This window comes from Streptomyces sp. NPDC055632, from assembly GCF_053618675.1.
In genome coordinates this window covers 44752-57259 of the sequence record NZ_JBSHHY010000020.1, presented here as the reverse complement: position 1 = coordinate 57259, position 12508 = coordinate 44752, and the positions used below count along the sequence as shown (strand labels likewise).

Annotated in this window: 11 protein-coding genes and 1 pseudogene; 5 read left to right on the top strand and 7 right to left on the bottom strand. The window is 74.3% G+C overall.

Annotation, left to right across the window (positions count from 1 at the left end; translation table 11 throughout):
* Window positions 1–13 precede the first annotated feature (13 nt).
* Window positions 14–1537 carry a tRNA (N6-isopentenyl adenosine(37)-C2)-methylthiotransferase MiaB gene (gene miaB, locus ACWGSR_RS24130; RefSeq protein ID WP_366378102.1) on the bottom strand — a complete coding sequence of 508 codons (1524 nt, stop codon included), beginning with the start codon at window positions 1535–1537 and terminating at the stop codon, window positions 14–16.
* Window positions 1538–1608: 71 nt separating this feature from the next.
* Window positions 1609–2190 (bottom strand): TetR/AcrR family transcriptional regulator, encoded by a 582-nt coding sequence (locus ACWGSR_RS24125; protein ID WP_376246109.1) that lies wholly within the window; start codon window positions 2188–2190, stop codon window positions 1609–1611.
* A gap of 151 nt (window positions 2191–2341) precedes the next feature.
* Between ACWGSR_RS24125 and ACWGSR_RS24120 the strand changes: the two genes are divergently transcribed.
* The 4 genes and pseudogenes from ACWGSR_RS24120 to ACWGSR_RS24105 all read left to right on the top strand — a co-directional run bounded on the left by ACWGSR_RS24120 (window position 2342) and on the right by ACWGSR_RS24105 (window position 5532).
* A complete protein-coding gene (locus ACWGSR_RS24120) occupies window positions 2342–2749 on the top strand; it encodes a nuclear transport factor 2 family protein (RefSeq protein WP_376246106.1) in 408 nt (135 codons plus the stop codon).
* A gap of 350 nt (window positions 2750–3099) precedes the next feature.
* The gene (locus tag ACWGSR_RS24115) at window positions 3100–3783 is read left to right on the top strand and encodes a DedA family protein (RefSeq protein WP_453568862.1); all 684 of its coding nucleotides are present in this window, start codon (window positions 3100–3102) and stop codon (window positions 3781–3783) included.
* Window positions 3784–3889: 106 nt separating this feature from the next.
* Window positions 3890–4897, top strand: a pseudogene (locus tag ACWGSR_RS24110) (sensor histidine kinase); the annotation flags it as partial.
* On the top strand, window positions 4888–5532 hold the full coding sequence (locus ACWGSR_RS24105; RefSeq protein WP_376246103.1) for a response regulator: 645 nt from the start codon (window positions 4888–4890) through the stop codon (window positions 5530–5532). The pseudogene ACWGSR_RS24110 and the gene ACWGSR_RS24105, both read left to right, overlap by 10 nt.
* On the opposite strand, the gene ACWGSR_RS24100 is transcribed toward ACWGSR_RS24105, so the two are convergent.
* The 4 genes from ACWGSR_RS24100 to ACWGSR_RS24085 all read right to left on the bottom strand — a co-directional run bounded on the left by ACWGSR_RS24100 (window position 5517) and on the right by ACWGSR_RS24085 (window position 9440).
* Window positions 5517–6089, bottom strand: coding sequence for a LuxR C-terminal-related transcriptional regulator (locus ACWGSR_RS24100; protein WP_453568860.1), 573 nt, complete (start codon window positions 6087–6089; stop codon window positions 5517–5519). The genes ACWGSR_RS24105 and ACWGSR_RS24100 overlap by 16 nt on opposite strands.
* A 75-nt stretch (window positions 6090–6164) precedes the next feature.
* On the bottom strand, window positions 6165–7073 hold the full coding sequence (locus tag ACWGSR_RS24095) for a DMT family transporter (RefSeq protein ID WP_453568858.1): 909 nt from the start codon (window positions 7071–7073) through the stop codon (window positions 6165–6167).
* 335 nt (window positions 7074–7408) lie between these two features.
* Entirely contained in the window at window positions 7409–8341 is a 933-nt protein-coding gene (locus ACWGSR_RS24090) for a LysR family transcriptional regulator (protein ID WP_453568856.1), read from the bottom strand.
* 181 nt (window positions 8342–8522) lie between these two features.
* On the bottom strand, window positions 8523–9440 hold the full coding sequence (locus tag ACWGSR_RS24085) for a TIGR03619 family F420-dependent LLM class oxidoreductase (protein WP_453568854.1): 918 nt from the start codon (window positions 9438–9440) through the stop codon (window positions 8523–8525).
* Between the two features lie 667 nt (window positions 9441–10107).
* On the opposite strand from ACWGSR_RS24085, the gene ACWGSR_RS24080 reads away from it, so the two are divergent.
* The gene (locus ACWGSR_RS24080) at window positions 10108–11106 is read left to right on the top strand and encodes a TAXI family TRAP transporter solute-binding subunit (RefSeq protein WP_376246088.1); all 999 of its coding nucleotides are present in this window, start codon (window positions 10108–10110) and stop codon (window positions 11104–11106) included.
* On the opposite strand, the gene ACWGSR_RS24075 is transcribed toward ACWGSR_RS24080, so the two are convergent.
* A complete protein-coding gene (locus ACWGSR_RS24075) occupies window positions 11085–12506 on the bottom strand; it encodes an ATP-binding protein (protein ID WP_453568852.1) in 1422 nt (473 codons plus the stop codon). The two genes, ACWGSR_RS24080 and ACWGSR_RS24075, sit on opposite strands and share 22 nt — an antisense overlap.
* Window positions 12507–12508: the final 2 nt, after the last annotated feature.

Genomic DNA, 12508 nt, shown 5'->3' with positions numbered 1-12508 from the left:
ACCGGACCTCAGATCAGTGGCTCGCCCCGCAGGCCGGGACGTCGGCCGCCGGGAGCGGGGCCGGGACGCCGATCTTGGGGAGGCCGAGCAGGACGCCCTTCGGCTTCTCGGCGGTGCGCTTCTCCCAGGCGTCGCCCGCGCGGGTGCGGCGCACCGACGCGACCGGGCCCTCGGCGAGGAGGTGGTGCGGGGCGGCGTAGGTGATCTCGACGGTCACGACGTCGCCGGGGCGCACGTCCCCGTCCGGCTTGGTGAAGTGGACGAGCCGGTTGTCGGGGGCGCGGCCCGAGAGGCGGTCGGTGGCGCCGTCCTTGCGGCCCTCGCCCTCGGCGACCATGACCTCCAGGACGCGGCCGACCTGCTTCTTGTTCTCCTCCCAGGAGATCTCCTCCTGGAGCGCGACGAGCCGCATGTAGCGGTCCTGCACGACCTCCTTGGGGATCTGCCCCTCCATCTCGGCCGCCGGGGTCCCGGGGCGCTTGGAGTACTGGAAGGTGAAGGCGTTCGCGAAGCGGGCCTCGCGGACGGTGTGCATCGTCTGCTGGAAGTCCTCCTCGGTCTCGCCGGGGAAGCCCACGATGATGTCGGTGGAGATGGCCGCGTGCGGGATGGCCGCGCGGACCTTCTCGATGATGCCGAGGAAGCGCTCCTGGCGGTACGAGCGGCGCATCGCCCGGAGGACCGTGTCCGAGCCGGACTGGAGCGGCATGTGGAGCTGCGGCATGACGTTCGGGGTCTCGGCCATCGCCGCGATCACGTCGTCGGTGAAGTCGCGGGGGTGCGGGGAGGTGAAGCGGACCCGCTCCAGGCCCTCGATCTGCCCGCAGGCGCGCAGCAGCTTGGAGAAGGCCTCGCGGTCACCGAGATCCGAGCCGTACGCGTTGACGTTCTGGCCGAGCAGGGTGATCTCGGAGACGCCCTCGGCGACCAGCGCCTCGATCTCGGCGAGGATGTCGCCGGGACGGCGGTCCTCCTCCTTGCCGCGCAGGGCCGGGACGATGCAGAAGGTGCAGGTGTTGTTGCAGCCGACGGAGATCGAGACCCAGGCGGCGTACGCGGACTCGCGGCGGGTCGGCAGCGTGGAGGGGAAGGCCTCCAGGGACTCGGCGATCTCGATCTGCGCCTCCTCCTGGACGCGGGCGCGCTCCAGGAGGACCGGCAGCTTGCCGATGTTGTGCGTGCCGAAGACCACGTCGACCCACGGGGCCTTCTTGACGATGGTGTCGCGGTCCTTCTGGGCGAGACAGCCGCCGACGGCGATCTGCATGCCCGGACGGGTGGTCTTCATCGGGGCGAGCCGGCCGAGGTTGCCGTACAGCTTGTTGTCGGCGTTCTCGCGGACCGCGCACGTGTTGAAGACGACGACGTCGGCGTCGCCGTCGGCGCCCTTGGGGGCCCGCACGTAACCCGCCTCCTCCAGCAGACCGGAGAGCCGCTCGGAGTCGTGGACGTTCATCTGGCACCCGTAGGTGCGGATCTCATAGGTCTTGGTGCCGTCAACGCTCACTGCGGTGCTCCGGTCGCTGCTGCTCGTCATGCGTCAAGGGTAGGCGGTCCGGGGCGGCCGCCGTCCCGGCGGCCGGGCCGCCCGCGTCCCCCGCCGGACGGTCAGGCGGTCAGGCGGCGGACCAGGGTGACGAGGGCCTCGCGCTGGGCGTCGGGGCCCGCCTCGGCGAGGTCGGGCACGAGCATGCGGCTGAGCTGCGGCAGCATGAACCAGGAGGCGGTCAGGGCGATGACCGCGTGGATCAGCCGCCCGGCGGCGACCTCGTCGGTGAGGGTGCCGTCCCGCTGGGCGCGGGCGACGGCGGCGATCTTCTCGTCGTAGTGCCCCGCGCGCTCGTCCTCGGCCGCCACGCGGTCCGCGCCCTGGAGTCCCTCCCAGGCCAGCAGGCGCACGAAGTGCGGATGGGCGCGGTGGTAGTCGAAGACCCGGCCCGCGTACGCGCCCAGGTCGGCGGCGTGCTCGGCGGTCAGCGGCACGGCGGCCGCGATCTTGCCCAGCTCGGACTCCAGGACCGCCGCGAACAGCTTCTCCTTGTTGCCGAAGTACTGGTAGATCCGCTCCTTGTTGACGCCCGCCCGGGTCGCCACCCGGGCCACCCGGGCTCCCTCGGGGCCGAATGCGGCGAACTCCTCCACGGCGGCGTCCAGCAGGAGGCGTTTGGTGCGTGCTGTGTCCCAGGCCATGCCTCACCCTAACCGGGTCCAACCGAATGGTTGGACTTCGGACCGGGCGCGTGCCAGACTCCAACCGGATGGTTGGATTTACCGGCCTCCCCTCCGCACGGCACCGTTCCGCACGCCCCGACGCCCGTCACGAAGCAAGGGATCCGCCACCATGCCCCGCACTCCCGAGACCCTCCGTACCGTCGACGCCTTCTTCGAGCGCTTCGGCGCCGGGGACCTGCCCGGCCTGCTCGAACTGTTCGCGGACACCGTCGACTTCGACGTCCCCGGCTCCCCCGGCGTCCCCTGGACCGGCACCCGTTCCGGCCGTGACGAGATCGCCGGGTTCTTCACCGTCCTGGGCACCGTCCTCACCCCGGCCGAGGAGTTCACGGTCACCGCCACCGTCGTCGACGGCGTCCACGCGGTCGTCACCGGGCGCAGCCGCTTCGGGGTCGTCGCCACCGGGAAGACGTTCACCAACCCGTTCGCCCTGCACTTCACCGTCGTCGACGGGCGGATCACCGGCTATCACATGCACGAGGACAGCCACGCGATCGCCGCCGCCTTCACGGCCTGAGCCGGAGGGGGACGGGGCGGGACGGGACGGGGCGGCTCGTTCAGGGGGCGCCGGTGGTCTCGTACGGCTCCTGCGGGAGCGGGTCGTACGGGCGCGCGTCCACGTACGGAGCCGGGTGCCGGGTGGGTTCCGACCGCACCGTGACCGGGGCGCGGCCGTCCCGACACGCGTGCGGTACGCGCCGAACGGCGCACCGCCCTGCCGGGGCCCGGCGATCCCCCGTACCCCGCGGTTTTCCGCGGGGTGGTCGGGCGGGAAGCCCCGTACCGGCGCGGAGGCCGGATTCCTAGCGTGAAGGGGTGCCGGGGCGAGGGTCCCCGGGATCCCGACCACCTCCTGGGAGTCCTGCCGTGCCGATCGCCTTCCCTGCCCACTCCACACCCCTCCCCCTCGCCCTCGACGGGGAGCCCGCGGGCGGTTTCGCCGGCTGGGCCGCCGGGCTCGTCGACACGATGGGCGGTCCCGGGGCCGGGCTCGCCATCGCCCTGGAGAACCTCTTTCCGCCGCTGCCCAGCGAGGTCGTCCTGCCCCTGACCGGCTTCGCCGCCGGGCAGGGAGTGCTGAGCCTGGCGTCGGCGCTGTTCTGGACGACGCTCGGCTCGGCGGCCGGGGCGGTGGCGCTCTACTGGATCGGGGCGCTCTTCGGCCGGGAGCGGATGCACGCGATCTGGGCGAGGCTGCCCCTGGTGAAGGCCTCGGACCTGGTCCGCACCGAGGAGTGGTTCGCCCGGCACGGCACCAAGGCCGTCCTGCTCGGCCGGATGGTGCCGATCTTCCGCAGTCTGGTCTCGGTGCCCGCGGGCGTCGAACGGATGCCGGTGCCCCGCTTCGTCGCGCTCACCACGCTCGGCAGCCTCGTCTGGAACAGCGCCCTCGTGACGGCCGGTTACTGGCTGGGCGACCGGTGGGACCTCGTGGAGGGGTACGTCGGCGTCCTGTCGAAGGCCGTCCTGGTCGTCGTCCTGGCCGCCTTCGCGGCCTACGTGACGGTCCGGCTGCGCGGACGCGGGGCCCGGCACCGGCGCGCCTCGTGATCCCGGTACGGCCCCGCTTCCTGCCCGGTCCCGGCAACGCTGTACGGAGGAGCGATCCTGTCGGGGCGGACGGTCCTGTACGGGCGGGCGACCCTGTACGGACAGACGGCCCCGCGCCCTGAGGGCCCTGACGGCCGGCGCCCGACGGCTGGCCGCCCTCGAACGGGCCCGCCGCTCCGTCTTCTTCGGCGACCGCTTCCCCGAGCGGTACGAGGCCTCCGACCGGAAGGTCCTGCGGTACCTGGCGGTCCGCGTCGGCACCGGGCTGGTCTGCGCGGTGGTCGTCGGCCTGCTCGGCTTCGGCGCGTTCCTGGCCTGGCTGCTGGCCGCCGGAGCGGTCCGGGGCACCCTGGGCTGGGACGAACTGCTCGGCCAGGTCCTGCTCGGCGGCGTGCTCCTCTTCCTCGACGTCCAGGGCCTGTACTCGCTGGCCGCGCTGGACGCCCGTACCGCCCGCGCGTGCTTCGGCCCCTCCGAGGGGGAGCTGCTCCGGCGGCGCATCGACGAACTCGCCGCCAGCCGGGCCGCGGTCGTCGAGGCCGTGGACGCCGAGCGGCGGCGCATCGAGCGCGATCTGCACGACGGCATCCAGCAGCGCCTGGTGGCGCTCGCCGTGCTGATCGGGCGGGCCCGCCGGGGCCACGACCCGGAGCGGGCCGCCGCGCTGCTGCTCCAGGCGCACGAGGAGTCCCGGGGCGTCCTGGCCGAACTGCGCGAGGTGGCCTGGCGGGTGTACCCGTCGGCGCTGGACGGCCTCGGGCTCGAAGAGGCGCTCGGCGGGGTCGCCGAGCGGTGCTCCCTTCCGCTGCGGATCCGGTTCGAGGTCGGCGTTCCACTGCCCCGGCCGGTGGAGGCCGCCGCGTACTTCGTGGTGTCGGAGTGCGTGACGAACGCCGCCAAGCACTCCTCGGCCTCGGCGGTCTCGGTGACGGTGGCGCTCGACGGCCCCCGGCTCGCCGTCCGGGTCGAGGACGACGGCACGGGCGGCGCGGACCCGGCCGGCGGCGGGCTCACGGGGCTTCGCAGCCGGGTGGCCGCGCTCGACGGCTCCCTGCACGTCCACAGCCCCCTCGGGGGACCGACCACCGTCACCGCGGAGCTGCCGTGCGCCTGATCCTGGCCGAGGACTCGACCCTGCTGCGCGAGGGTCTGGTCAGACTGCTCGTCGAGGAGGGCCACGAGGTCCTGGCGGCGTTCGGGGACGCGTCGACGCTGGTCGAGGAGGTCGGTGAGCGGCGGCCGGACGTCGTGGTCGTGGACGTCCGGATGCCCCCGACGCACACCGACGAGGGGCTGCGGGCGGCCGTCGCGATCCGGGAGCGGTGGCCCGGGACCGGAGTGCTCGTCCTCTCCCAGTACGTCGAGCGCGCCTACACGGCCGAGCTCCTGGCGACGGGCGCCGAGCGGGTCGGCTACCTCCTGAAGGACCGGGTGGCCCAGGTCGAGGAGTTCCTCGACGCCCTCGACCGGGTCCACGCCGGCGGGGCGGTGATCGATCCGGAGGTCGTACGGCGGCTGGTCGTGCGGACCACGCGCGGGGATCCGCTGTCGCGGCTCACGCCCCGGGAACGGGCGGTCCTGGAGGCGCTCGCGCAGGGCCACACGAACACGGCGATCGGGCAGAAGCTGCACCTCTCGCTGAGTTCGGTGGAGAAGCACCTCAACTCCGTCTTCGACAAGCTGGAGCTCGACCGCGCGAACGGCTACAGCCGGCGGATCCTGGCGGTGCTCCGCTACCTGGAGTCGTAGGCCGGGGGCGCGAGGGGCCGTCTCGGCGCGGCCTTCGACCGGTCGACGGCGGCGGCCAGTTGCGCACGCCGGCGGATGCCCAGTTTGCGGTAGATACGGGTGATGTGCAGCTCCACGGCCCGGGTCGACACGGCGAGGGCCTCGGCGATCTGCCTGTTGGTCAGGCCTTCGAGCACCATCGCGGCGATGCGCCGCTCGTGGGCGGTCAGCTCCTCGCGCACGGGGGGTTCCTCGCGTACGTCCGGCAGGGCAACCGGCGGAACCGGCTCCGGGCCGGTGAGCACCACGTGTCCCATGACCGCGTTCCATTCCCGGATCCTCGGTTCCCCGACGACCTTCGCCCGCGCGTACGGGTCGGCGTGGAGCACGCGGAGGAGCGTGCGGCGGTCCCGGGCCTCGCAGAGCAGGAGTTCCCCCGCGCCGTTCCGCCAGGGCCCGCCCCCGAGCAGGAGACCGCGCGCGGCCATCCTCTTCCAGTAGGCCCGGTGGGCTTCCGCGAAACCCAGCCGGTCCTTCCCCCCTTCCTCGCGGAAGACGAGTTCGACGATGAAAGCCACGCGCGTCCTCTCCCACGGGGTCCGGTCCTTCCGATGGCGGTGCCGAGGTCTGGGGCATGATCCGCCGGACACGCCCTAGTCGATGGCTCCGACGGTCTGCGTCCGCCTCTCCGGGGACGGCCTGCGCCGGAGCAGGACGGTGGCCGCGAGGACCGCCGCCGCGCCCAGCCACACGGCCGGGCCGAGCGGTTCGCGCAGCACCACGGCGCCGAGCACCACGGCCACGGCGGTCATCAGGTAGGTGACGGTGGAGGCGACCGTGGCGCCGTCCTTGACGATCAGCTCGAAGTTGAGCAGCGCGGCGAAGCCGGTGCAGACCACGCCGAGGACGAGGACCGAGACCACCGAGTCGGTGCGCCAGGTGACGTCCTGGAGGCCCAGGAACGGGAAGGCGGCCAGGAGCAGCACGGTGGCCGCGCCGAGCTGGCCGCCCGCGAGCGTCAGGGGCGGAATGCCCCTCCCCACCAGGAACCTGCCCGTGTACGCGAAGCCCGCGCCGAAGCTGATCGAGCCGAGGACGAAGCAGAGGACGCTCCAGCCGCTGCCGGTCGATGCGGAGTTCCACGGGGAGGCGATGAGCGCGGTGCCGCCGAGGCCGAGCAGGACGCCGCCCGCCTCGAAGCCGGAGACCCGCTTCTCCCGGCCGAGCAGCAGCGCGGTGGCCAGGGTCCAGATCGGGGCGCTGCCGTTGACGACGGCGGCGACGCTGCTGGAGCCCTCGACCTCCCCCTCCGCGTACAGGGTCCAGGGGATCGCGTTGCCGAGGAGCGCGGCCACGGTCAGGTGGCCCCAGACGGCCTTCTCCTTCGGCAGCCGCAGGCCCCTCGCGTATCCGATGGCGAGGAGGGCGACGGCGCCGAGCGCGAGCCGCGCCAGGACCATCTGCACGGGTGAGAAGCCGTACCCGGCGATCTTGATCCACAGGAAGACGGAGCCCCAGACGAGGCTCAGCGCGGCCAGTCGCGCGCAGGTGGCTTGGGACATGGGTGTTCCCGCTCTCCGGAAGGGCTCGCCAGGGGACAAGAAAGAGGAGGAGGAGAAGAGAAGAAGAGGGCGACGCGCGGAACGGTCCGCGGTACGGCGACGAGCCTCGCACCGGCGTCCGGGCGGGATCCAGCAACGTCTGCTGGACGGTACCTTCCACGAGCCGTGGAGGGTCGCGCACCGACGGGCCGGAGGCCGGACGGACGGCAGGACTGGCGGGTCGGAAGCCGGACAGGCGGCAAGGCCGGCGGGGCGGAAGCCGGACGGACGGCAGGGTCGCCGGGGCGGGGGCCGGACCGACGACGAGGTCCCCGGATCGTCTGTCCGACGGCCGGTCAGGCCGTCACGGCCGCCCTGGCGACAGTGCGCAGCGCGTCCAGGACGGCCGCGATCTCCGGGGAGGTCTGGCTGCCCTCCCGTACGGCCGCGAAGACCGTCCGGGAAGGGGCCCGCTCGCTGAACGCGCGGATCGTCACCTCGGGCCGCGGGGCCGGCCCGGCCAGGCGCGGGACGAGCGCGACCCCGAGGCCGAGCCGCACCGCCGCGAGCGTGGCGTCCCAGTCGCCGATGGCGTGGGAGGCCTGCGGGGTGAACCCGGCGGCCGTGCACGCGGCCACGCCGATGTCGTGGCACATGCCGGTGGTGGCGAAGATCCAGGTCTCCTCGGCGAGGTCGGCGAGGAGCAGCCGGGGGCTTCCGAGGAGCCGGTGGCCCTCGGGGAGGGCGATGTCGAAGGGGTCCTCGCAGAGCGGGATCCGGTGGAAGCGCCCGTCGGGGCGGCCGTCGTCGCCGACCGGGCCCGGGTTCCGGGCGGTGTCGGCGGAGATGACGACGTCGGTCTCGCCGCGGTGCAGCAGGGAGAAGCTCTCCGGCGGGTCGACCTCGGCCAGCGAGGTGCGCAGCAGCGGCCGGGTCTCCCGCAGCCGGGCCACGGCGGGCAGGACGAGCGCCGAGAGGGTGGTGGAGAAGCCGGCCACGGCCACCTCGCCGTGCTCGCCGCTCCGGTGCGCGGCGAGGTCCGCGCGCATCTGCTCGATCTGGGTGAAGACGGCGTCGGCGTGCCGGAGCACGATCCGCGCCGCCCCCGTGAGCCGCAGCCGGCGCCCGGAGGGTTCGGTGAGCGGGACGCCCAACTCCCGTCCCAGGGCGCTGATCTGCTGCGAGACGGCCTGCGGGGTGAGGTGGAGCGCCCGGGCGGCCGCGCTGACGGTGCCGCGCTCGCTGAGCTCCCTCAGCACGCGGAGCTTCCGCAGGTCCGGATCGGCCACGTCCCGCTCCCCCTCCCGCCTCCGGAGGGGCGCCCCGGCGGCCGACCGCCCCTCGCTCATCGTACGAAGTCGTCGTCGGTACGGGGAGTACGCGGGTACGGAAGTACGTGGGTACGGAAGTACATAAATACGGGGATACGGGGCCGCCGCCCGCACGCGGCCCGGCGTCACGTCCGACCGGTCACCGCACCGACCCCGCGTCCACGTCGACGACCTCCTTCGCCAGGGTCTCCAGGACGTCGAGGTCCCGCGCCGTGCGCCCCGCCTCCCGCCGGTCGCCCGGGTAGGTGGGGTCGAGGACGACGGCCCGCGCGCCGAGGTCCTGGAGCAGTCCGAGGTCGTCGGCGATCTGGGCCGGGGTGCCCTCGCCGAGCAGCCGTCCGGGTCCCAGCGGTCTCGGGGTGACCCGGAGCTTGATGCGGGGGCAGACGCCGGGCACCGGCAGCTCGTGCTCCTCCGCGACCCGGCGGAGCGCGGGCAGCCCCGTGCCGAGGAGCCAGTCGCCGGAGACGGAGGTGGGGTGCCAGGCGTCCCCGAGGCGGACGGCCCGGCGCAGCGCGCCGCGGCTGTGGCCGCCGACCCAGACGGGCGGTCCGGGGCGCTGCACGGGCAGCGGCCCGGTGCGCACCTCGCGGAAGGAGACGTGGACGCCGTCGAAGGAGGCGACCTCGTCGCGCCAGCAGGCCTTGACGGCGGCGAGGTACTCGTCGCTGATCGCGCCGCGCTCGCGGTACGGGACGCCGAGGGCGGCGAACTCCCCGGCGGCCCAGCCGGCCGCAGCGCCGAAGACGAGGCGCCCGCCGCTGAACCGGTCGATGTTGGCGGCGACCCTGGCCGTGTGCACGGGGTGCCGGTACGGGAGGATCGCGACCGTGGTGCCGAGGCCCACGGTCCCGGTGACGCCGGCGAGCCAGGCGAGGGTCGCGAAGGGGTCGTAGAACGGGGCGGGGAAGAGGTGCTGCACGTCCGGGGTGAGCGCCACGTGGTCGGAGACCATGACGTAGTGGTACCCCATCGCCTCCACCCGCAGCGCCCAGCCGGCGAGGGCGTCGGGGGTGGCTTCGGGCCCGTAGTTGGGCAGGTTGACGCCGAACTTCACGGGGGCGGTCCTTTCCCGGGGCCCGGCCGCGACCGCGCGGGCGCCCCGACGGCCGTACGGAACGGTCCTCGTACGAAGAGGGCCCTCGGAACGCCACGGCCCTCGTACGAGAGGGTCCTCGGGACGCTACCGACCGGCCGTCCCGCCCGCGGCCCGCGGCACGGAAGAGGGTTCGGGATCCCGAAGCCCCGCGTCCCCGGGCCGGGCCCCGTCCGCCGTCGCGCGCGCCCCGATCCGGACCGGGGTGTTACGCCGCCTCACCGCCGCGGCGGGGTGAGGCGGGACGGGGACGGACGGGAACGGTGCGTTCGGAGGGGGACGCCAGGGGCGGACAGGGGACTGTCCTCAAGATCACCGAACGCCTTCCGACGCTAACCGCCGGGGCACCACCGCCCCGGCAGGACACACGGCGCGGCCCGCGCCGCCGGGAGCGCTCACCGCTTCGGCGGAGCGCACTCAGGACCCGGGAGCGCGGGGCGGCCCCGGCCGTCCCGGTCCGTCCCCGGCTGGCCCCTGGCCGTCCCCAGCCGTCCCCGGTCGGCCTCTGGCCGCCTCAGGCCGTCCCCGGCCGTCCCCGGCCGTCCCCAGTCGCCTCCGGCCCCGGGAGCGCGGGCCGGCCCCGGCCGTCCCTGGCCAGGAGCGTCGGTGGGCTGGCAGGATCGACTCCATGTTCGCCTCCCTCTCCCGCGCCGCCCGCCGCCGTGCCCTGGTGGCCGCGGCCGCGCTGCTCGCGGTCTGCGGGATGCTGGCGTGGTGGCTGGCCCCCTTCGGCTCCCCCGTCCCCAGCGGCTCGATCACCTTCAGCACGGGCGTCCCCACCGGCGTGTACCAGCAGTACGGGGAGCTCCTCAAGCACGCCCTGGCCCAGGACCTGCCCGAGGTGTCGATAGGGCTCACGGACAGCGAGGGCTCCCAGCAGAACCTGGCCCGGGTGGCGTCGGGCGAGGCGGACTTCACCATCGCCACGGCCGACGCGGTGGCCCAGTACCAGCGGGAGCGCAAGCCCGGTTTCGAGCGGCTGCGCGGCTGCGCCCGGTTGTACGACGACTACGTACAGCTCGTGGTCCGCAAGGGGTCGTCGCTGCGGAGGGTGGAGGACCTGAAGGGCCTGCGGGTCGGCGTGGGCCAGGACGGGTCCGGCGTGCGGCTGATCGCGGACCGGGTCCTCGCGGCGGCGGGCCTGGCCCCCGTGCGGGACGTTCGGGCGGTCTCGGCGGGCATCGACACGATGCCGGGGCTCCTGGAGCGCGGCGAGCTGGACGCCTTCTTCTGGTCGGGCGGGCTGCCCACCAAGGCGGTGCAGGCACTGTCCGAGCGCGCCTCGGTCCGGCTGATCCCGCTGGACGCGGAGCTGGTCGACCAGCTGCACGACGTCGGCGGGTCGACCCGCCACTACCGTTCGGCGGTGATACCGGCCGAGGCGTACGCGAAGGCGCAGGGCGGGCAGCGGGTCGAGACGCTGGCCGTGGCGAACCTCCTGGTCACCACGGAGGAGGCCGACGCGGACCTGGTGGAGGGCTTCACCCGTACGGTGATCAGGAGCAGGGACGGGATCGGCCGCCAGGTCCACCCGGCCCAGCTGGTGGACCTGCGCACCGCCGTCTACACGGAGCCCCTGGAGCTCCACGAGGGCGCCCGCCGCTACTACCGCTCGGTGAAGCCCTGACCCTGCGCCTCCGCGGGCGCGTGCCGGGGAACGGTGACGGTGACCCGCAGGCCGTGCGGTTCGTTCGGAGTGAAGGCCACCCCGCCCCCGCCCGCCGTCAGCAGGACGCGCGCGATGGAGAGGCCGAGGCCCGAGCCCTTGACGTTCTGGTGCCGGCCCGCGCGCCAGAAGCGGTCCCCGACCCGGCCCAGCTCCTCCTCCGTGAGGCCGGGCCCGTGGTCGGCGACGACGACGGCGACGCTCGCCCCCTCCGGGACGACCGTGACCGTGACCTCCTCCCCGGCCGGGGTGAACTTCAGCGCGTTGTCGATCACCGCGTCGAGGGCGCTGGAGAGGGCCACCGGGTCCGCCCAGGCCGTGACCGCCCCGCACTCCCCGGCCAGGGCGACGCCCTTGTCCTCGGCGACCGGCCGCCAGGACGCGACCCGCTCGGCGGTGAGCGCGCCGACGTCGGTGAGCCTCAGCTCGGCCGCCGCGTGCTCGGCGAGCGCCAGGTCGAGGAGGTCGTCGAGGACCTGGGCGAGGCGCTTGCCCTCGGTCCGCACGGAGGCGATCTCCTCGTTCCCCTCGGGCAGCTCCAGGGCGAGCAGCTCGATCCTCAGGAGCAGCGCGGCGAGCGGGTTGCGCAGCTGGTGGGAGGCGTCGGCGACGAAGGCCCGCTGCTGTTCGAGGGCCTCCTCGACGTTGTCGGCCATCTCGTTGAAGGAGTGCGCGAGGCGCCGCAGCTCGGGCGGTCCTCCGGTGGCGGCGACCCGGGAGTTCATCCGGCCGGTGGCGATGTCGTGGGTGACGGCGTCGAGGACGCGGACCGGCCGCAGCACCCAGCCGGTGAGCCGGAAGGCCGCGCCGACGGCGAGCAGCATCGCGGCGGACTCGCCCGCGAAGATCAGCAGCCAGCCGCGCAGGATGCGGGAGCGGAGCTGGCCGGTGGGCGAGTCGGTGACGACGACGGCGACGACGTCGCCGTCCCGGACGACCGGGGAGGCGATGGTGAGCCGCGCGTCGGGCTGCCAGGGCCACACCTGGGGCGGGTCGTGGCTGCGGCGCCCGAGCAGCGCCTCGTTGAAGGCGCGCCTGCCCTCTCCCTCGTACGGGACGGCCCAGTCCTCGGGGGCGGCGGCCATGGCACGGTTGTCGCGGTAGAAGATCCCGGTCCGGATGCCGTACACGTCGTGGTAGCTGGCGAGTTCGCCGCTGAGCGTGGCGCCCCGCTCGTCGGTGCCGAAGCTGCCCTCGCCGACGAACTGGGCGAGGGCGGCGAAGCGCGCGGCGTCATCGAGCCGGTCGACGACGACCCGCTGCTGCTCGGAGGCGGCGAGGCTGGCGGCGAGCGGGAAGCCGAGGGCGAGCAGCACGCCGGCCATGAGGACGATGAGCAGCGGAAGGAGTCGGGTGCGCACGG